This is a genomic window from Burkholderia cepacia (genome assembly GCF_001718835.1).
Lineage (GTDB): Bacteria > Pseudomonadota > Gammaproteobacteria > Burkholderiales > Burkholderiaceae > Burkholderia > Burkholderia cepacia_F.
In genome coordinates this window covers 532,159-551,167 of sequence record NZ_CP013442.1, presented here as the reverse complement: position 1 = coordinate 551,167, position 19,009 = coordinate 532,159, and the positions used below count along the sequence as shown (strand labels likewise).

16 protein-coding genes are annotated in these 19,009 nt (G+C 68.1%); 11 read left to right on the top strand and 5 right to left on the bottom strand.

Features of this window, described 5'->3' with window-relative positions; translation table 11 throughout:
* The first annotated feature begins 269 nt into the window (after positions 1-269).
* Positions 270-1,001 (top strand): response regulator transcription factor, encoded by a 732-nt coding sequence (locus tag WT26_RS02150; protein WP_069272176.1) that lies wholly within the window; start codon positions 270-272, stop codon positions 999-1,001.
* On the top strand, positions 1,001-2,494 hold the full coding sequence (locus tag WT26_RS02145; protein WP_069272177.1) for a HAMP domain-containing sensor histidine kinase: 1,494 nt from the start codon (positions 1,001-1,003) through the stop codon (positions 2,492-2,494). Before WT26_RS02150 ends, WT26_RS02145 begins: the two co-directional genes overlap by 1 nt.
* Before the next feature lie 19 nt (positions 2,495-2,513).
* Here the strand turns inward: WT26_RS02145 and WT26_RS02140 are convergent, their stop codons facing one another.
* A complete protein-coding gene (locus WT26_RS02140; protein ID WP_069272078.1) occupies positions 2,514-3,623 on the bottom strand; it encodes an AraC family transcriptional regulator in 1,110 nt (369 codons plus the stop codon).
* A 78-nt stretch (positions 3,624-3,701) separates the two neighbouring features.
* Positions 3,702-4,445 carry an SGNH/GDSL hydrolase family protein gene (locus WT26_RS02135; protein ID WP_069269604.1) on the bottom strand — a complete coding sequence of 248 codons (744 nt, stop codon included), beginning with the start codon at positions 4,443-4,445 and terminating at the stop codon, positions 3,702-3,704.
* A gap of 320 nt (positions 4,446-4,765) precedes the next feature.
* Between WT26_RS02135 and WT26_RS02130 the strand changes: the two genes are divergently transcribed.
* Complete coding sequence (locus WT26_RS02130) at positions 4,766-6,403, top strand: AMP-binding protein (protein WP_069272077.1); 1,638 nt, start codon at positions 4,766-4,768, stop codon at positions 6,401-6,403.
* Positions 6,403-7,542, top strand: a complete 1,140-nt coding sequence (locus WT26_RS02125) for an AraC family transcriptional regulator (RefSeq protein ID WP_069272076.1) — start codon at positions 6,403-6,405, stop codon at positions 7,540-7,542. The genes WT26_RS02130 and WT26_RS02125 overlap by 1 nt, the downstream gene beginning before the upstream one ends.
* Before the next feature lie 103 nt (positions 7,543-7,645).
* Here the strand turns inward: WT26_RS02125 and WT26_RS02120 are convergent, their stop codons facing one another.
* Positions 7,646-8,827, bottom strand: coding sequence for an FAD-dependent oxidoreductase (locus WT26_RS02120; protein WP_069269601.1), 1,182 nt, complete (start codon positions 8,825-8,827; stop codon positions 7,646-7,648).
* A gap of 112 nt (positions 8,828-8,939) precedes the next feature.
* On the opposite strand from WT26_RS02120, the gene WT26_RS02115 reads away from it, so the two are divergent.
* From WT26_RS02115 to WT26_RS02095, 5 genes are all read left to right on the top strand, one after another.
* Entirely contained in the window at positions 8,940-9,770 is an 831-nt protein-coding gene (locus WT26_RS02115; protein ID WP_059592265.1) for an AraC family transcriptional regulator, read from the top strand.
* A gap of 168 nt (positions 9,771-9,938) precedes the next feature.
* Positions 9,939-11,729 (top strand): acyl-CoA dehydrogenase, encoded by a 1,791-nt coding sequence (locus WT26_RS02110; protein WP_069272075.1) that lies wholly within the window; start codon positions 9,939-9,941, stop codon positions 11,727-11,729.
* Positions 11,730-11,759: 30 nt separating this feature from the next.
* Positions 11,760-13,433 (top strand): electron transfer flavoprotein-ubiquinone oxidoreductase, encoded by a 1,674-nt coding sequence (locus tag WT26_RS02105; RefSeq protein ID WP_069272074.1) that lies wholly within the window; start codon positions 11,760-11,762, stop codon positions 13,431-13,433.
* Positions 13,434-13,481: 48 nt separating this feature from the next.
* Positions 13,482-14,675 carry a beta-ketothiolase BktB gene (bktB, locus tag WT26_RS02100; protein WP_069272073.1) on the top strand — a complete coding sequence of 398 codons (1,194 nt, stop codon included), beginning with the start codon at positions 13,482-13,484 and terminating at the stop codon, positions 14,673-14,675.
* Between the two features lie 36 nt (positions 14,676-14,711).
* On the top strand, positions 14,712-15,566 hold the full coding sequence (locus tag WT26_RS02095; protein ID WP_069272072.1) for a 3-hydroxybutyryl-CoA dehydrogenase: 855 nt from the start codon (positions 14,712-14,714) through the stop codon (positions 15,564-15,566).
* An 88-nt stretch (positions 15,567-15,654) separates the two neighbouring features.
* On the opposite strand, the gene WT26_RS02090 is transcribed toward WT26_RS02095, so the two are convergent.
* Positions 15,655-16,326 carry a TetR/AcrR family transcriptional regulator gene (locus WT26_RS02090; RefSeq protein WP_069272071.1) on the bottom strand — a complete coding sequence of 224 codons (672 nt, stop codon included), beginning with the start codon at positions 16,324-16,326 and terminating at the stop codon, positions 15,655-15,657.
* Positions 16,327-16,510: 184 nt separating this feature from the next.
* Between WT26_RS02090 and WT26_RS02085 the strand changes: the two genes are divergently transcribed.
* Positions 16,511-16,996 (top strand): DUF1772 domain-containing protein, encoded by a 486-nt coding sequence (locus WT26_RS02085; protein WP_069272070.1) that lies wholly within the window; start codon positions 16,511-16,513, stop codon positions 16,994-16,996.
* 27 nt (positions 16,997-17,023) lie between these two features.
* Here the strand turns inward: WT26_RS02085 and WT26_RS02080 are convergent, their stop codons facing one another.
* The gene (locus WT26_RS02080) at positions 17,024-17,824 is read right to left on the bottom strand and encodes an AraC family transcriptional regulator (protein WP_069272069.1); all 801 of its coding nucleotides are present in this window, start codon (positions 17,822-17,824) and stop codon (positions 17,024-17,026) included.
* 173 nt (positions 17,825-17,997) lie between these two features.
* Here WT26_RS02080 and WT26_RS02075 point away from each other — a divergent pair, with 173 nt between their 5' ends.
* Positions 17,998-18,957: an ATP-binding protein gene (locus WT26_RS02075; protein WP_081333698.1), complete on the top strand. Its 960-nt coding sequence runs from the start codon at positions 17,998-18,000 to the stop codon at positions 18,955-18,957.
* Positions 18,958-19,009 lie beyond the last annotated feature (52 nt).

Below are 19,009 nucleotides of genomic sequence, written 5' to 3'. Positions count from 1 at the left end.
GAGCAACACAATTCCATGTAAAGTTATTTTTGGGACGGAACACTAGCGCCTATCTATTTAGTGTTCGAACCGGGGCAAGGAAGATTGCGTTTCAAGGACCGGAGCGGAAAACCTTGCGGGTACTGGCTCACAGCGCATGTGACGCTAAAAGTTAAACTAATCGTGATCACTTGCCGCCGCAAAATTTTGCACAATGGCGGCAGCGCGGCATCCGCCGCCATCCGACCCCGACCGAGACCCCGACGCGCCGCGTGCGGCGCCGCTCCGACATGGACCATCCGAAGGACCAACCGAAACGCATCCTGATCGTCGAGGACGACGCCGACATCGCCGACGTGCTCAGCCTGCACCTGCGCGACGAGCGCTACGAGGTCGTGCACAGCGCGGACGGCGCCGAAGGGCTGCGCCTGCTCGAGCAGGGCGGCTGGGATGCGCTGATCCTCGACCTGATGCTGCCGGGCGTCGACGGCCTCGAAATCTGCCGGCGCGCGCGGGCGATGACGCGCTACACGCCGATCATCATCACGAGCGCGCGCTCGAGCGAGGTGCACCGGATCCTCGGCCTCGAGCTCGGCGCCGACGACTATCTGGCCAAGCCGTTCTCGGTGCTCGAACTCGTCGCGCGCGTGAAGGCGCTGCTGCGCCGCGTCGATGCGCTCGCGCGCGATTCGCGGATCGATGCGGGCACGCTCGACGTCGCGGGGCTGGCGATCGACCCGATCGCGCGCGAAGCGAGCGTGGACGGCGCGCGCATCGACCTCACGCCGCGCGAATTCGACCTGCTGTATTTCTTCGCGCGGCACCCGGGCAAGGTGTTCTCGCGGATGGACCTGCTCAATGCCGTGTGGGGCTACCAGCACGAAGGCTACGAACACACGGTCAACACCCACATCAACCGGCTGCGCGCGAAGATCGAGGCCGATCCGGCGGAGCCCGTGCGGATCCTCACCGTATGGGGCCGCGGCTACAAGCTCGCCGCGCCGGGCCAGCGGGACGGATGATGAAGCTCACCCTCACCCAGCGGCTGTCGCTCGTGTTCTCGGTGCTGCTGCTCGCGTGCTCGGGCGCGTCGGCGTGGCTGCAGATCCGCGCGAACGACATGCGCGAACAGGAAGTCGTGCAGGGGCTGTCGCGCGACCTCGCCGCGCACATCGCGAACATCACGCCGCTGATGGACGCGAACGGGCTGCGCCCGGACGCCGTGCGCACGCTGTTCGGCCAGTTGATGGGCGTGAACCCGAGCGTCGAGGTCTATCTGCTCGACAACGCGGGGCGCATCAAGGGCGACGATGCGCCGCCCGGCCACGTGAAGCGCGACCGCGTCGATCTCGCCCCCGTGCAGCGCTTCATCGCGGGCGACGCGCTGCCGATTCTCGGCGACGACCCGCGCAGCCCCGACGTACGCAAGGTCTTCAGCGCCGCGCCGCTGCAGCGCGCGGGGCAGCCGCCGTCGGGCTACATCTACGTGGTGCTGCTCGGCGAGGCGCACGACCGGCTGGCCGCGCGCGTGGACGCCGGCAACGTGCTGCGCACGACGCTGTGGTCGATGGCGCTCGTCGCGCTGCTGGGCCTGCTCGCGGGCCTCACCGCGTTCAGCTTCATCACGCGCCCGCTGCGCCGGCTGACGGACGCGATGCGCCGCTTCGACGCGAACGGCGCGCCCGACACGCAGCCGCCGGTGCCGCGCTCGCGGCCGGGCCGGCGCGGCGACGACATCGTCGTGCTCGAATCCGCGTTCGCGCAGATGGCCGACCGGATCGGCGACCAGTGGCGCGCGCTCACGCACCAGGACCAGCAGCGGCGCGAGCTGATCACGAACATCTCGCACGACCTGCGCACGCCGCTGACGTCGCTGCACGGCTACCTGGAAACGCTGTCGCTGAAGGCCGACACGCTCGCCGACACCGAACGGCGGCGCTACCTGTCGATCGCGCTCGCGCAAAGCGCGAAGGTCGGGCGGCTCGCGCAGGCGCTGTTCGAGCTCGCACGCCTCGAATCGGGCGGCGTGCAGGCCGAACGCGAGCCGTTCTCGCTCGTCGATCTCGTGCAGGACGTGTTCCAGAAGTTCGAGCTGACCGCGCAGGCACGCGGCGTCGCGCTGCATGCGCGGATGCCGGCGCGGGTGCCGGTCGTGTCGGCCGATCTCGGGATGATCGAGCGCGTGCTGACCAACCTGCTCGACAACGCGCTGCGGCACACGCCGGCGCACGGCGAGGTCGAGGTCGCGCTGGAGCCGCGCGGCGACCGCGTGCTCGTGACCGTGGCCGATACCGGGGAAGGGATTCCGGCGGCGCGGCGCGAAGGGTTGTTCCAGCGGCCGCAGCGGCCGATGAGCGGCGGCGCGGTGACGAGCGGCGGGCTCGGGTTGCTGATCGTGCACCGGATGCTGGCGCTCAACGGCAGCAGTATCCGGCTGGTCGACCGGCCCGGGCGGGGCGCGGTGTTCGAGTTCGCGCTGGCCGTGGCCGCGCCTGCAACCGGCGACGGGCGCTGAGCGCCGTCGCCTTCCGCGCTCAACCGCCGCGCTTGTTGCGCCGCACCTCGCTCGGCGTCATGCCGGTCCAGCGCTTGAACGCGTGGCGGAACCCCACCGCGTCGCTGAAGCCGAGCGTCGATGCGATGTCCTCGGTGCTGAGCGTGGTCGTGCCGAGATAGTCGATCGCGAGCGCCTTGCGCACGCTCGCCAGCAGTTCGCTGTACGAGGTGCCTTCGGCTTCGAGCTTGCGGCGCAGCGTGCGCGACGTGATGCACAGGATCGCCGCGATCGCGTCGATGTCGGGGAATTGTCCGGGCGTGCGCGTGAGCTCCTGGTACACGCGCCGCGTGACGCCGGCCTGGCTGCGCAATTCGTCGAGCAGGCTCGCGCAGTGCGACGACACCTGCGCGGCGGTAATCGGATTCGCGAGCTGCGGCGCGCGCGTGAGCCACGCGGCCGGGTAGCTGAGCACATGATGCGGCTGGTCGAACGCGATCGGGCATTCGAGCGCATCGCCCAGCAGCGCAGCGTGCGCCGGCTGCGGCTGCCCGAACTGCGCGCGCGCCGGCACGCACCACGCACCCATCACGTCCTTGATGATCGTCACGTGCAGCGCGAACTGCATGTCGATCAGGAAGCGGTACAGCGGCTCGTCGAGACAGGGCAGCGGCATGGTTTCCCGATCGGGAAACAGCCACGACACCGAGTCGTCTTGCACGACCCAGCGGATCGCGAGCATGCCGTTCGCGAGCCGGTGATATTTGACGGCCGATTCGAACGCGTGCGCGAGCGATGCCGAGCACAGCATCGCGTAGCCGTACATCCCGTAGCTCGACACGTGCAGCCGGTGGCCGACCCGCACGCCGAGATCCGGGTTGCCGTAGGCGCGGATCGCGTTGCTCGCGGCCGTGAGGAACTGCAGCGGCGACGTGAGCGTGAACGGATCGGCGACCGCGGCGGGATCGAGATCGGTCCCCGCCAGCACCGCACCGGCGTCGAGCCCCAAGTCCGACGCGACCTGCAGCAGGACCGCGAGCTTGGACGGCGAGAAGCACTTCTCGCGCAGCATGGCGGGCAGCGCGGCGTCGGGCGACCGATCGCCGGGGGGCCGTGTCTTGGCCGGTTTCAACGGCGCGTCGCGCAGCATGGGAGAGTCCTGAGTCCGATTCGATACCGATTCCGGGTACGCGATTCTGCCCTCGAATGCGCCGGGTCGCCACCGGGTTCACCCTGAGTCCGGCCGCCGCCCGTGGGCCGGAAACGTCAGAATTTGCTCGGTGACCAGTTCGGCCCATCGACGATATTGATTCGGCCCGGGATGGTACCGGTCGATTGCCATCTCGGATGGATTCGCGGCCCACTCGAGCGACACGTAACGTCGCGCGGGATGGAGGTCGACCCAGCGCCGCAAGGCCCGATCGAGTCGAATGGCGTAGCGGCCGAGGTACCACCGCAGCGGATGCGGTGCGGCCGGCAGGATGCGCAACGGCGGCAATCCTGTCACGACGATACCGGCTGCGCCGGTTCGCAGTCCGAGATGATCCGCGAGCGCGATATAGTCGCGGATGAATTGCCCCGGCTTGCGCTGGGACGTGACGTCGTTCGTGCCGAGCGCCGTGACGAGGTAGTCGGCTGGCCCGATCGTGCTGCGCATCAACAGCTTCAACGCCTCGTCCGTATTGACGCCGGACTTCGCGATCAATTGCCAATCGACCCGTCGGCCCGTGGCGCGTGCCAGGAGCCGTGCAACCGGCTGCGCCAGTGCATGTTCCTGTTCGTCCACGCCCACGCCCGCCGCCGAAGAATCGCCGACCACCAGAATGCGCAGGGGCGCCGTCGAACCATCATCCGCGCCCTCGCTTCCTCTACGGGGACCGTTGGCCTCGGGCAGGCGCAGCGCGGTTTTGCGTAACCAACGTGCTTGAGCCAGCAGGATCGGGCCAAGCGCGTACTTATATAGCGTCAACATAGAGCAAGAAGATCGAGGTGATGCGCTTTCGCAGTGAAGAATCGCGGAGGCTACGCGACTTCGTTCAGAAAGGCCAGCGTGGCCGCAATACCGGTCTTGTCGCGCAAGATCTTCCGATGGCCTTGCTTGCGTGTCCGTTTCGATCATCTTTTCGGCCGCGTCGATCATTTGCAAAGCACGGCCGGCGAGCGATAGTCGGCATTCGTGAGACGACCCGCGCCCGAGCGGCACGGGGCGTCGACCGAGCGGCGCCAGCATCGATCCGGGAGCGGTTCCCGCGATGCGCGAAGCCTGCGCGCCGGCCGCACAAGGATACCTACATGATCAAGAGACACTGGACCGGGTCGTACGGCTCGATCCCCGCCAAGATCGACGCCGATCGCCATCCCTCGATGAATGCGCTGCTGGACGACGCGATGCGCCGTTTCGCCGATCGTCCGGCGTTCCATGCGTACGGCCGCACGCTCACCTATGCCGACGTCGACCGCCTGTCGACGGCGCTGGCCGCTTATCTGCAGCAGGTCGTGGGCGTGCGCAAGGGCGATCGCGTGGCCGTGATGCTGCCCAACGTGCTCGCGTTTCCGGTCGCGTTCGTCGCGGTCGCGAAGATCGGCGCGATCCAGGTCAACGTGAACCCGCTCTATACGGCGCGCGAGCTCGAGCATCAGCTCAACGACGCGGGCGTCGAGACGATCGTCGTGTGCGGCGGCTCGACGCGCACGTTCGCGGACGTGATCGCCAACACGCCGCGCATCCGCACCGTGCTCACCGTGGGCCGCGGCGATCTCGGCGTCGTCGACGTGCCCGACGCCGTGCGCGAAGCGCTGCCGCGCGACGCGATCGCGCTCGCGGACGCGCTCGCCGCAGGCGAGCGGCTCGCCTGCGAGCCGGTGCCGCTCGGCGGCGCGGACCTGCTGCTGCTGCAGTACACGGGCGGCACGACCGGCCTGTCGAAGGGGGCCGCGCTGTCGCATCGCAACCTCGTCGCGAACATCGCGCAGTTCGGCGTGTTCGTGTTCGATGCGCAGCGGCCGGGCGAGGAGGTCGTCGTCACGGCGATCCCGATGTATCACATCTTTGCGCTGACGGTGAACTTCCTGTCCTACTTCGTGATCGGCGCGCAGAACTGGCTGGTCGCGAACCCGCGCGACATGGACGGCTTCATCGACGTGCTGAAGGCCGCGCGGCCGACGGTGTTCGTCGGCGTGAACACGCTGTACGCGGGGCTCGCCGGCCATCCGCGCCTGGCGGAAGTCGACTGGTCGCGGCTGAAGCTGTCGGCCGGCGGCGGCGCGGCCGTGATCGACGTGATCTCGTCGCGCTGGAAGGCGGTGACGGGCAACTTCATCCGCGAGGGCTACGGGCTGTCGGAAACGTCGCCGGTGGTGTCGTTCAACCCGCAGTCGATCGACGCGTTCACGGGCACCACGGGCCTGCCGCTGCCGTCGACCGACGTGAAGCTGCTCGACGACCAGGATCGCGAAGTCGCGATCGGCGAAGCCGGTGAAATCTGCGTGAAGGGGCCGCAGGTGATGAGCGGCTACTGGCGGAAACCGGAAGCGAACGCGGCCGCGTTCACGGCCGACGGCTATTTCCGCACGGGTGACGTCGGTGTGTTCGACGACCAGGGCTTCCTGAGGATCGTTGACCGCAAGAAGGACATGATCATCGTGTCGGGCTTCAACGTGTACCCGAACGAGGTGGAGGCCGTCGCGACCGCGATGCCGGGCGTCGCCGAATGCGCGTGCATCGGCGTGCCGGACGCGCGCACGGGCGAGGCCGTCAAGCTGTTCGTCGTCGCGGCGGAGGATGCCGTCATCACCGAGGCGGACCTGATCGCGCATTGCCGCGCGAGCCTCGCGGCCTACAAGGTGCCGAAGCTGATCCGCTTCGTCGACCGCCTGCCGAAGTCGACCGTCGGCAAGATCCTGCGCCGGGAACTCAGCCACGCGGACTGATGCGGGGGCGGCAGCGCGGCGCCGGGGTGGCGAGCGCCGTCCGCCGGCGCCGGGTCAAGTACAATGCCGGCGGTTCGTTGGACGCGTACGCCATGACCGGCCCAGATTCCAGTTCCCCCCAGCCTGACCGACCGTTGGCGTCGCCGAGCGCGACGGTGCCGATCTCGCTCGTCAACGGCTTTCTCGCGAGCGCGGGCGTGCAGCGCGACGGGGTCGAGCGCTACCTGCGCGGGGCCGGCATCCCGATCGAGCTGCTCGGCGAACCGCATGCGCGCGTGACGGAAGAGCAGTTCTCGACGCTGTACCGCACGCTCGCGATCGACCTCGACGACGAGATGCCCGGCATCTTCTCGCGCCCGCTGCGCGGCGGCACGCTGAAGTACCTGTGCCTGAGCCTGCTCGACGCACGCAACCTCGAAACGGCGCAGCATCGTTTCGGGCAGTTTTTCCATATCCTGCTCGACGATTTCTTCGTCGAATCGAAGCGCGATGGCCTGATCGGCCAGGTCGTGATCCGGCCGAATCCGGCCCTCGGCCCGCTTGGCGCGCTCGGCCAGGAACTGATGCTCAAGCTCGTGCACGGCGTGTGCTCCTGGCTGATCGGGCAGAAGATCCCGCTGCTGCAGATCGAGTTCGCGTGCCCGCGGCCGCGCCATGCGGTCGACCACCTGTATTTCTTTACCGGCTCCGTGGCGTTCGACTGCGAGCGCACGCTGATGCGCTTCAGCGCGGACTACCTCGACGCGCCGATCCGGCAGAGCAAGCGCAACCTGCGCAAGTTCCTCGCGCGCGCGCCCGGCGACTGGATCTTCGAGTCGTTCAGCGAACAGCTCGTGTGCCATCGCGTGCGGCAGTACCTGTCGGCCGCGTTGCCCGACCTGTCGACGATCGAGGAAGCCGCCGCGAGCCTGCATTGCTCGGTGCGCACGTTGAGCCGCCACCTGGCCGCCGAAGGGACGACGTTCCAGGTGCTCAAGGACGAACTGCGGCGCGACATCGCGATCCAGCGGCTGACCGACACGCCCGACACGATCGCGGCGATCGGCGCCGACATCGGCTTCGACGATCCGAGCGCGTTCCATCGCGCGTTCCGGCACTGGACGGGGAGCACGCCGGGCACTTATCGGCGGCGCACGTAGCGTCGCGGCGGCCGCTCGCCTTGTTTCCGATCGGGATGCAACGGGCCGTCGATCGACGGGGACTTCGGATCGAGCGCGAAAGCCGGCCTGCATCAGGAAAACTTCAGGAAAACAGCAGTGCGGCCGCGCGGTCCGATGCGGCCACGGCGTCGGTTGCCCACACGCGCATCCGTTCGGCGTAACGGGCGACGGCATGCCGGACGCCGCGACCGCTTCCCGTGTGCTCGGCCAGGAGGGCGGCCAGCGCGCCGGCGCCCTTGAGCGCGGTGTTGGCGCCTGCGCCTCCCGCGGGGCTCATCGCATGGATCGCATCGCCGAGCAGCGTGACGGGCCCGGCGGGCAGCGGTACGTCGGGTCGCCCGCGGCGAACGGGCAGCGCGGCGACGGCGGACGGCGGCGTTTCGTACAGCAGGCGCTGCAGGGCCGGGTGCCAGTGCCGTGCGACTTGCTCGAGCGCGGCCGGCAAGCGGGGCGCGACTGCGGACAGGCTGTCCAGCCCGAAACGACTGCGCGGCCCGATCAGCGCCCAGTAGAAGTAGTCGTCCGGCGGCGAAAGCCGGCAGCGCGGCACGGTGCTCGCCGCGCGCGCGGGCAGGTCGGCCCGGAAGCGCATGTCCTCGAGGACCGCGGCGCAGCCGTCCGCAAAGACCACGCTGGTTCCGCCGCGCAGCACGGTTTCGTCGCCTTGCGGCAGCCGGGTCTTGCCGTAGACGCAGATGCTGCCGGTATCGTCCGGCGCGGCGGCAGGTGCAAGCTGCGACCGTATCGCCGAGTTGACGCCGTCCGCGCCCACCAATACGTCGCAATGGACACAATCGCCGTGTGTGAACAGCACTTGCACACGTCCGTCGGGCAACACCTGGTAGTGGTCGATCGCGTGGGCGAAATGGACATGGTGCTCGATGCCCGCCATCAGGATCTCGCGCAGGGCCAGCCGGTCGATGCTCAGGTCGGCCAGGTCTTCCGGTTCCGATGCCGGCGGATCCGGTTGCCAGCAGGCCGGCACGCGCCCGGCGGCGGGTGTGAGCCGGGGCGTCAGGAACCGCGTGCCGGCTGTGCGCTGCGAAGCCGACGCACGAAGCAGCGCATAGGGCCCGGCGGGCAGGCTGGCGGCCAGCGCGCGCTGCCCCGTTGCGTCGATGCGGACGCGGAAACCCTGCTGGCGGCTGTCGATCGCGGGATCGCGCTCGTATACGTCGAAGGCGATGCCGGCGCGTTTCAGCGCCTGGGCGAGGCACAGGCCGCCCAGGCCCGCGCCGACGATGGCGACATGGATTTTCTGCATCTGAACGTCTCCGAAAATCGCGCCGAATGGCGCTGTGCGGAGCACATTGTTCCGTGATCGCGATCACGCACGATAACGGCATATGGCCATCGAATGCCGTAAACTGGCCAACATGAAAGAAGCCGCGGCGACCGAGACGACCTTCCCCGATTTCAGCGAGTGGCCGGACGGCCCCGCGCTGATCGCGCTGCGCGGCAACGACGATCCGGCGAGCGCCTATCGTCTTGGCACGCGCGAGTACGACTGGCACACGCATGCGCGCGGTCAGGTGCTCTGCGTGGAGGCGGGATTGATTCATGTGCATACGCCGCATGGCGCGTGGCTGCTGCCGCCGCGCCGCGCCGGCTGGGTGCCGCCCGGTGCGCCGCACCGGGTGCGGGTCAGCGGCGCGCCGAGCGGCTGGGCGCTGCTGGCCTCGCCGGCGTTCTGCGCGGGCTTGCCGGTCCGGCCATGCGTGATCGGCGTCAGCGAGGTGCTGCGGGCGCTGGCGTATCGCGCGATCGACTGGGACAAGCAGGCGGCGCTGGCACCCGAGCACGAGCGGATGGCCGCGGTGATCCATGACGAGATCCGGCGCGCACCGCGCGAGGCGCTGCATGTGCCGATGCCGGGCGATCCCCGGCTTGCGCGCGTGGCGCGGGCCGTCCTCGACGAGCCCGGCAGCCCGCGCACGCTCGATGCGTGGGCGGCGTTCGGCACGATGTCGCCGCGGACGCTGCGGCGGCTCATGGTGGCGGAGACGGGGCTGAGCTTCGCGCAGTGGCGCCAGCAGGCGCGGCTCGCTCACGGTCTCGACATGCTCGCGCGCGGCCGGCCGGTCGCCGAGGTGTCGGACGCGCTGGGCTATGCGTCGCCCAGCAACTTCATCGCGATGTTTCGCAAGGCCCTCGGCGATTCGCCGGCGCACTATTTTTCCCGCCGGCCCAACGGGCAGCCGGACTGAGCGTGTTGCATCCCGTGGCCGATTTTGTCACCAGGTGGGCCGAATATGACAATGGGAATCCGGAAACATGGCGTTACGATCTGCCGGACATCGCCGTTCGCTGGCCGATTTTGCCGTATCGGACCGCATGGTGAACCCCTAATTTCCGCCTGATTTGGAACATCGACCATGAGCTATAACGCCCCCGTCAAGGACATGCTGTTCGTGCTGAAGGAACTCGCGGGCATCGACACCGTTGCGCAGCTGCCGGGTTTCGAGGACGCCGGTTACGACACCGCGCAGGCGGTGCTCGACGAGTCCGCGAAATTCTGCGGCGAGGTGCTGGCGCCGCTGAACGTCGAAGGCGACCGCAATCCGAGCAGCTGGAAGGACGGTGTCGTGACCGCGACGCCGGGCTTCGGCGAAGCGTTCCGCCAGTTCGTCGAAGGCGGCTGGCAGGGGCTGCAGCACCCGTCCGAATACGACGGCCAGGGGCTGCCGAAGCTGATCGCGACGCCGTGCATCGAGATGCTGAACGCGTCGAACCTGTCGTTCGCGCTGTGTCCGCTGCTGACCGACGGCGCGATCGAGGCGCTGCTGACGGCCGGCACCGACGAGCAGAAGCAGCGCTACGTGCCGAAGCTGATCTCGGGCGAATGGACCGGCACGATGAACCTGACCGAGCCGCAGGCGGGCTCGGATCTCGCGCTGGTGCGCTCGCGCGCCGAGCCGCAGGGCGACGGGTCGTACAAGGTGTTCGGCACCAAGATCTTCATCACGTGGGGCGAGCACGACATGGCCGAGAACATCGTCCACCTCGTGCTGGCGCGCACGCCGAACGCGCCGGAAGGCGTGAAGGGGATTTCGCTGTTCATCGTGCCGAAGTTCCTGGTCAACGACGACGGCAGCCTCGGCGCGCGCAACGACGTGCACTGCGTGTCGATCGAGCACAAGCTCGGGATCAAGGCGAGCCCGACGGCGGTGCTGCAATACGGCGATCACGGCGGCGCGATCGGCTACCTGGTCGGCGAGGAGAATCGCGGCCTCGAATACATGTTCATCATGATGAACGCGGCGCGCTTCGGCGTCGGGATGCAGGGGATCGGCGTGGCCGACCGCGCGTACCAGAAGGCTGCGGCATTCGCGAAGGAGCGTGTGCAGAGCCGGCCGGTGGACGGGTCGGCGAAGCAGTCGGTGACGATCATCCATCACCCGGACGTGCGCCGGATGCTCGGCACGATGCGCGCGCTGACCGAAGGCGCACGCTCGCTGGCCTACGTGGCAGCGGCGCACAGCGACATTGCCCACCGCCATTCGGACGAGGCGACGCGGGCGCGTCATCAGGCAATCTACGAGTATCTGGTGCCGGTCGTGAAGGGCTGGAGCACGGAGATGGTGAACGACGTGGCGAGCCTGGGCGTGCAGGTGCACGGCGGGATGGGCTTCATCGAGGAGACGGGCGCGGCGCAGTATTACCGCGATGCGCGGATCCTGGCGATCTACGAAGGCACGACGGCGATCCAGGCGAACGACCTGGTGGGCCGCAAGACGCTGCGCGACGGCGGTGCGGTGGCGAAGGCGCTGATCGCGGAGATCGGCGGGACGGTCGAGGCGCTGGGCAAGCTGGACGGTGCGGCGGCCGCATCGATGAAGGTGCAGCTGGAGAAGGGCGCGAAGGCGCTGTCGTCGGTGGTGGATTACGTGCTGGCGAACGCGAAGCAGGACCCGAACGCGGTGTTCGCGGGCAGCGTGCCGTACCTGAAGCTGGCGGGCGTGGTGCTGTGCGGATGGCAGATGGCGCGCGCGCTGGTGGCGGCGCAGGCGAACCGCGCGAGCGACCCGGCGTTCTTCGACGCGAAGATCGCGATCGCGCAGCTCTATGCGGAGCAGGTGCTGGTGCAGGCAGGCGCGCTCGAAGCGTCGATCGTCGGCACGAAGGGCAACGAGGGCGTGCTCGCGTTGACGGAAGACCAGTTCTGATCGGGAACTGCGGCAGGAGGAGACTCAACTTTGACCAAAGATGAACTGATCGCGCAATACGGCCCGCGCGAATCGATGGAATACGACGTCGTGATCGTCGGCGGCGGCCCCGCCGGGCTGTCGGCGGCGATCCGGCTCAAGCAGCTGGCCGCCGAGAAAGGCACCGAGATCGGCGTGTGCGTGCTCGAGAAGGGTTCCGAGATCGGCGCGCACATCCTGTCGGGCGCGGTGATGGACCCGCGCGCGATCACCGAGCTGTTCCCCGACTGGAAGGAACGCGGCGCGCCGCTCGACGTCGAGGTGACGGAAGACCGCTTCCTGTTCCTGTCCGAGAAGAGCGCGGTCACCACGCCGAACTGGGCGCTGCCCGCCAACTTCCAGAACCACGGCAACTACGTGATTTCGCTGGGCAACGTCACGCGCTGGCTGGGCCAGCAGGCCGAGGCGCTCGGCGTCGAGATCTTCCCGGGTTTCCCGGCCGCCGAGATCCTGTACAACGACGACGGCTCCGTGAAAGGCGTCGCCACCGGCAACATGGGCGTGGGCAAGGACGGCGAGCCGACCGAGAACTTCCAGCTCGGCATGGAGCTGCACGCGAAGTACACGCTGTTCGCCGAAGGCTGCCGCGGCCACCTCGGCCGCCAGCTGATCTCGAAGTTCAAGCTCGACGCGAACGCCGATCCGCAGGCGTACGGGATCGGCATCAAGGAGCTGTGGGAAATCGATCCGGCCAAGCACAAGCCGGGCCTCGTGATCCACACGGCCGGCTGGCCGCTGAAGTCCGACACCTACGGCGGCTCGTTCCTGTACCACATGGACAACAACCAGGTCGTGGTCGGCTTCGTGGTGGGCCTGGGCTACACGAACCCGTACCTGTCGCCGTTCGAGGAATTCCAGCGCTACAAGACGCATCCGTCGATCCGCGCGTTCCTGGAAGGCGGCAAGCGCGTGTCGTACGGCGCGCGCGCGATCACGGCGGGCGGGCTGCTGTCGCTGCCGAAGACGGTGTTCCCGGGCGGCGCGCTGATCGGCGACGACGCGGGCTTCCTGAACGCGTCGCGGATCAAGGGCAGCCACGCGGCGATCAAGACCGGGATGCTGGCGGCCGAGGCGGCGTTCGATGCGGTGCAGGCCGGCCGTCAGGCGGACGAACTGAATGCATACCCAGACGCGTTCAAGCAGTCGTGGCTGTACACCGAGCTGTACCGCGCGCGCAACTTCAAGCAGTGGATGGCAAAGGGGCTCTACATCGGCACGCCGATGGTGTTTATCGAGCAGAAACTGATGGGCGGCAACGTGCCGTGGACGCTGCACCACAAGCATGCGGATCACGAGATGCTGAAGCCGGCGTCGCAGTGCACGCCGATCGAGTATCCGAAGCCGGACGGCAAGCTGACGTTCGACCGGCTGTCGTCGGTGTTCATCTCGAACACGAACCATGAAGAGAACCAGCCGGCGCACCTGACCTTGAAGGATGCGAACGTACCGGTGAACGTGAACCTGCGCACGTACGCGGGGCCGGAGGGGCGTTTCTGCCCGGCGGCCGTGTACGAGTTCGTGAAGAACGACGACGGCAGCGATCGGCTGGTGATCAACGCGCAGAACTGCGTGCACTGCAAGACCTGCGACATCAAGGACCCGACGCAGAACATCGTATGGGTCACGCCGGAAGGCGGCGGCGGGCCGAATTACCCGAACATGTAACGCAACGTATCCCCGCGCCTGCGGGCGCGAACGAACCGGAGTGAGACGATGAGCAATGCAGCGAAAGAAGTCGTGGTGGTGAGCGGTGTCCGTACCGCGATCGGTGATTTCGGCGGCAGCCTGAAGGATTTCTCGCCGACCGACCTCGGGGCGAAAGTCGTGCGCGAAGTGCTGTCGCGCGCGAACGTGTCGGGCGATGCGGTCGGGCATGTCGTGTTCGGCCACGTCGTGAACACCGAACCGAAGGACATGTATATCGCGCGCGTCGCGGCGATCGACGGCGGCGTCGCGCAGCACACGCCGGCGCTGACCGTGAACCGCCTGTGCGGCTCGGGCCTGCAGGCGATCGTGTCGGCCGCGCAGACGATCATGCTCGGCGACGCCGACGTCGCGATCGGCGGCGGCTCGGAAAACATGAGCCGCGCGCCGTACACGGTGCCGGCCGCGCGCTTCGGCCAGCGCATGGGCGACGGCAAGCTCGTCGACATGATGCTCGGCGCGCTGCACGACCCGTTCCAGACGATCCACATGGGCGTGACCGCCGAGAACGTCGCGGCGAAGTACGGCATCTCGCGCGACGCGCAGGATGCGCTGGCGCTGGAATCGCATCGTCGCGCGGCGCGCGCGATCGCGGAAGGGCGCTTCAAGGACCAGATCCTGCCGATCGCGATCCGCACGAAGAAGGGCGAGGTCGCGTTCGACACCGACGAGCACGTGCGTCACGACGCGAGCGCGGACGATTTCACGAAGCTGCGCCCGGTGTTCAAGAAGGAGGACGGCACGGTGACGGCCGGCAACGCATCGGGCATCAACGATGCGGCCGCGGCCGTGCTGATGATGAGCGCGGACGCCGCGCGCGCGCAGGGCGTGAAGCCGCTCGCCCGGCTCGTCGCGTATGCGCACGCGGGGGTCGATCCGGCATACATGGGCATCGGCCCGGTGCCGGCCACGCAGAAGGCGCTCGAACGCGCGGGCCTGAAGATCACCGATCTCGACGTGATCGAGGCGAACGAGGCGTTCGCCGCCCAGGCCTGCGCGGTCACGCAGGAGCTCGGCCTCGATCCGGCGAAGGTCAACCCGAACGGGTCGGGCATCTCGCTCGGTCACCCGATCGGCGCGACCGGTGCGCTGATCACGGTCAAGGCGCTGTACGAACTGAAGCGCATCGGCGGGCGTTACGCGCTCGTGACGATGTGTATCGGCGGCGGCCAGGGGATTGCGGCCATCTTCGAGAACATCTGATAATCGACCGCTCAGCACCCGACCACAGGAATCGTCATGGCAATCGAAATTGTCGGCGTCGTGGGCGCCGGAACCATGGGCAACGGCATTGCGCAGACCGCCGCCGTTGCGGGACTCAACGTCGTGATGATCGACGTCAGCGACGCCGCGCTCGAGAAGGGCGTCGCGACGCTGAAGAGCAGCCTCGAGCGGCTCGTGTCGAAGGGCAAGCTCGACGCAGCCGTACGCGATGCGGCGCTGGCGCGCATCACGACGTCGACCGACTACGCGCAGCTCGCGTCGGTCGATATCGTGATCGAAGCCGCGACCGAGAACGTCGAGCTGAAGGGTCGCATCCTGAAGCAGATCGAGGCCGTCGCACGGCCCGACGCGATCATCGCGACCAACACGTCGTCGATCTCGATCACCGCGCTCGCGGCGCCGCTCGCCGATCCGGCACGCTTCGTCGGCATGCACTTCTTCAACCCGGTGCCGCTGATGCCGCTCGTCGAGATCATCCGCGGGCTGCAGACGAGCGAAGCGACCGCGTCCGCGGTGCGCGAGCTGACCGAGCGTTTCGACAAGTCGCCGATCGGCGTGCGCAACTCGCCGGGCTTCGTCGTGAACCGGATTCTCGTGCCGATGATCAACGAGGCGTTCTTCGTGCTGGCCGAAGGCATCGCGTCGGCCGAGGAGATCGACGCGGGGATGAAGCTCGGCGCGAACCACCCGATCGGGCCGCTCGCGCTGGCCGACCTCGTCGGCCTCGACGTGTGCCTCGCGGTGATGGACGTGTTCGTGAAGGACTTCGGCGATCCGAAGTATCGCGCGTGCCCGCTGCTGCGCGAGATGGTGACGGCTGGCCGGCTCGGGCGCAAGACGGGGCGCGGGGTGTACGACTACAGCGCCTGATGCTGCCGCATCGTCGCGATGGGCCGGGGGACCGGTCGTCGCGGCGATGCATGCTTTCCGGATTTGCCGTTATCGGCGCAAATGACCTCTACGCTTCAAGCACCGCCAGATCCACCGGCAACGTCCGCTTGAACATCGCCAGCCTCTGCCTTGCCGCCTTCGGCGGCAACCCGATCGCATGTCGCACCGCCGCGGCGATCAACACCATCGTCAATTCCGAGAACGCGGACAACTGCGCATCGCGCGCGTCGGGTGCGATCCCCCGCAGCCGCTCCGTCAGCAACCCCGCCAGAAACGCGCCGTCCGCCCGGTCGAGCGCCTGCAGCGCGCGGTCGGCCTGCGTGGCCCGCCAGATATCGCGCATCAGCGGCTCGTCGACGAACATCCGGTAGTAGCTGTCCGTGATGCGGGCGAGCGTGGCGTGCAGGTCCTCGACCCGCTTCATCCGGGACAGGTCGCGCCGCACGCAGTCGTGCCCGGCTTCGTTGTAGCGCTCCGCGAGCGTGCCGATCACGGCCGCCTTGTCCGGGAAGTACTGGTACAGCGAACCGAACGAGATGCCCGTGCGCTCGACGATGTCGCTCATCCGGAACGCGTCGCAGCCTTTCTCGATCATCACCTCCGACGCGCTCGCAAGAATGCGCTCGAACCGCTCGCGGCTGCGTTGCTGCGTCGGTACCAGCCGCGCGCGGCCGGGAACGCTCGCGACGTCGTCGCTGCCGGTCTGCTCCGATTTTCGCGTTGCCGTTCGCGTTGCCATTGTGCCTCCGGAAAAACTTGACGTTGCTAATGCGAGAGTCTATCGTGTTTTCAAAACGCGAGACATTCTCGCTTTCAGAATGGAGACGCACATGGCAACGCTTCCTGTCCTCATCGTCGGCAATTCAGGCAAAACGGGCGCGTGGCGCGCGACGGCCGCGACCGGCGTGTGGAGTGCCTGACCCATGCGCGCGCTCGTCACGCTGGTCCTGCTGTGGTTTTCCGCGATCGGCTGCGGCTTGATGGCCGGGGTGTACTTCGCGTTCTCGACGTTCGTGATGACGTCGCTCGGACGGATCGCGCCGCATGCCGGCATGGCCGCGATGAACGCGATCAACGTCGACATCGTGCGTTCGCTGTTCATGCCGGTCTTTCTCGGCACGACGCTGGCGTCGCTGGCGCTGGCGATCCTCGCGCTGCTTAACCGGAGCGAACCCGGCGCGATATGGATCGTCGCGGGCGGCGCGATCTATGTGATCGGCATGTTCGTCGTCACGATGGTCTTCAACGTGCCGCTCAACGATGCGCTTTCGGCGACCGATGCGTCCAGCGCGGAAGGGGCCGCGTTCTGGGCGCGCTACCTGCGCGACTGGACGGTCTGGAATCACGCGCGCACGGTGGCGTCGACGGCGGCATGCGGCTTGTTCATCGCCGCGCTCGCGGCGAGATAGCGCCGCCGCGTGATTGTGCCGCACGGCCTACGCGTAAAACGCCGACGGCGATACGCCGAAATGCCGCTTGAACATCGCCGAGAACGCGCTCTGGCTGCTGTAGCCGTGATCCATCGCGACGGTCAGCACCTTCTCGCCGTGCGCGAGGCGCTTGAGCGCGAGCAGCAGCCGCGCCTGCTCCCGCCAGCGGCGGAAGCTGAGCCCCGTCTCGCGCCGGAACGCGCGATGCAGCGTCCTGACGGAAATGCCGGCGATGCCGGCCCATTCGGCGATCGTGCGCGGATCGTCGGGCGCGGCGACGAGCGTGTCGCAGATCGTCCGCAGCCGTGCGTCGTGCGGCCACGGCAGGTACAGCGGCAGCAGCGGCGCGACCGTCACCTCGGCGAGCAGCAGGTGCATCAGGTGATCGTGGCGCGAGCCCGGCGCGTAGTCGAGCGGCACGTCGACCGCGGCGAGGATCAGCTCGCGCAGCAGCGGATGCACTTCCACCACGCAACTGCGCGCGGGCAGGTGCTCGACCGTGCCCGGTTCGACGAACACCGTGCGCATCTGCACGTCGCCGCTCATCTGCACCGTGTGGTCGAGGCCGGCTTCGAGCCACACGCCGCGCGTGGGCGGCACGACCCACGACGCGCCTTCGGACTGCACGTGCATCACGCCCTCGATCGCATACAGCAGTTGCGCGCGGCGATGGCGATGCGGCGCGATCCAGGTGCCGTGAGGATATGACGCGGCCATCGCCGACACGGGCATCGGCGTCGATTCGTAGCGCAGGTGCGCATCCTCGCGCACGGGCTGGGTTGGCCGATTGGCGACAAGTCCTGACATTTTGGCGTGAGACAGGCAGTTGGCTGGGCAGGCACGATGACGCTTCGATTCACGTCAGCTGACTACAACGATATTAATCCGTCGCACGTTATGAACAAGATCACGCTGTTTCGTCACCGCGCAGTCGCGCAACGCTTCCAGGCGCAGTTGCGTCAATCGCGAGGAGCACGGCAATGAGCGCCGATCCGCGGATGCCGGAACCGATTCCGTCTCCCGAAGGCTTCATGTTCGGCCTCGCGCACAAGCTCGAACGGATCGCGACCGCGCTCGAGGCGATGACTCGCACCGCGCGTCCGATCGACGTCGATTTCGACGCGGCCGTCGCGTTCCGCTGGCGCGGTTTCGACAATCCTCAGGGCGCCGCGCCGCTTGAACCGATCCCGTCGCCGGCGCTGATTGCGTTCGATGCGCTGCGCAACGTCGAGCGCCAGGTGGCGATCGTCGAACGGAACACGCGGCAGTTCGTGCGCGGGTTCGCGGCCAATCACGTGCTGTTGACCGGCGCACGCGGCACCGGGAAGTCGTCGATCGTGAAAGCGTGCCTGCACGCGTTCGCGCCGCACGGGCTGCGGCTGATCGAGGTCGGCAAGGAACGGCTGAGCGATCTGCCGGCGATCGTCGAGCTGGTGCGTGCGCGGCCCGAGCGGTACATCGTGTTCTGCGACGACCTGTCGTTCGAGGCCGGCGAGACCGGTTACAAGGCGCTGAAGACGGTGCTCGACGGCTCCATCGCGAGCGACCTGTCGAACGTGCTGGTGTACGCGACGTCGAATCGCCGCCACCTGATGCCGGAGCACGCGAGCGACAACGCGAACGTGTCGCGCGCGGAGAACGGCGAGCTGCATCCGGGCGACGCGGTCGAGGAGCGGATTTCGTTGTCCGAGCGCTTCGGGATCTGGGTGACGTTCTACGGGTTCACGCAGGATGCGTACCTGGCCGTCGTCGAAAGCCGCCTCGGCGAAGCCGGGTTCGACGCGGCGCAGATTCGCGCGGCGCGCGAACCCGCGCTGCAGTGGGCGCTGGAACGCGGTGCGCGGTCGGGGCGGATTGCCGGGCAGTTCGTGCTCGATCATGCGGGGCGGTTCGATGCCGCCGAGGCGGAGGGGCTCGTCCGCGTGCAGCATGTGGGGTGATCCGCTCGTCGTCTCGTTTATCTGATGCCGAGTGCCGCTGCGCGCTTCGTCG

What these genes read in the sequence shown, in the direction of transcription:
- WT26_RS02150 (WP_069272176.1), top strand. Translation starts at nt 270, where the DNA reads ATGGACCATCCGAAGGACCAACCGAAACGCATCCTGATCGTCGAGGAC.
- WT26_RS02145 (WP_069272177.1), top strand. Translation starts at nt 1,001, where the DNA reads ATGAAGCTCACCCTCACCCAGCGGCTGTCGCTCGTGTTCTCGGTGCTG.
- WT26_RS02140 (WP_069272078.1), bottom strand. Translation starts at nt 3,623, where the DNA reads ATGCTGCGCGACGCGCCGTTGAAACCGGCCAAGACACGGCCCCCCGGC.
- WT26_RS02135 (WP_069269604.1), bottom strand. Translation starts at nt 4,445, where the DNA reads ATGTTGACGCTATATAAGTACGCGCTTGGCCCGATCCTGCTGGCTCAA.
- WT26_RS02130 (WP_069272077.1), top strand. Translation starts at nt 4,766, where the DNA reads ATGATCAAGAGACACTGGACCGGGTCGTACGGCTCGATCCCCGCCAAG.
- WT26_RS02125 (WP_069272076.1), top strand. Translation starts at nt 6,403, where the DNA reads ATGCGGGGGCGGCAGCGCGGCGCCGGGGTGGCGAGCGCCGTCCGCCGG.
- WT26_RS02120 (WP_069269601.1), bottom strand. Translation starts at nt 8,827, where the DNA reads ATGCAGAAAATCCATGTCGCCATCGTCGGCGCGGGCCTGGGCGGCCTG.
- WT26_RS02115 (WP_059592265.1), top strand. Translation starts at nt 8,940, where the DNA reads ATGAAAGAAGCCGCGGCGACCGAGACGACCTTCCCCGATTTCAGCGAG.
- WT26_RS02110 (WP_069272075.1), top strand. Translation starts at nt 9,939, where the DNA reads ATGAGCTATAACGCCCCCGTCAAGGACATGCTGTTCGTGCTGAAGGAA.
- bktB (WP_069272073.1), top strand. Translation starts at nt 13,482, where the DNA reads ATGAGCAATGCAGCGAAAGAAGTCGTGGTGGTGAGCGGTGTCCGTACC.
- WT26_RS02095 (WP_069272072.1), top strand. Translation starts at nt 14,712, where the DNA reads ATGGCAATCGAAATTGTCGGCGTCGTGGGCGCCGGAACCATGGGCAAC.
- WT26_RS02090 (WP_069272071.1), bottom strand. Translation starts at nt 16,326, where the DNA reads ATGGCAACGCGAACGGCAACGCGAAAATCGGAGCAGACCGGCAGCGAC.
- WT26_RS02085 (WP_069272070.1), top strand. Translation starts at nt 16,511, where the DNA reads ATGCGCGCGCTCGTCACGCTGGTCCTGCTGTGGTTTTCCGCGATCGGC.
- WT26_RS02080 (WP_069272069.1), bottom strand. Translation starts at nt 17,824, where the DNA reads ATGTCAGGACTTGTCGCCAATCGGCCAACCCAGCCCGTGCGCGAGGAT.
- WT26_RS02075 (WP_081333698.1), top strand. Translation starts at nt 17,998, where the DNA reads ATGAGCGCCGATCCGCGGATGCCGGAACCGATTCCGTCTCCCGAAGGC.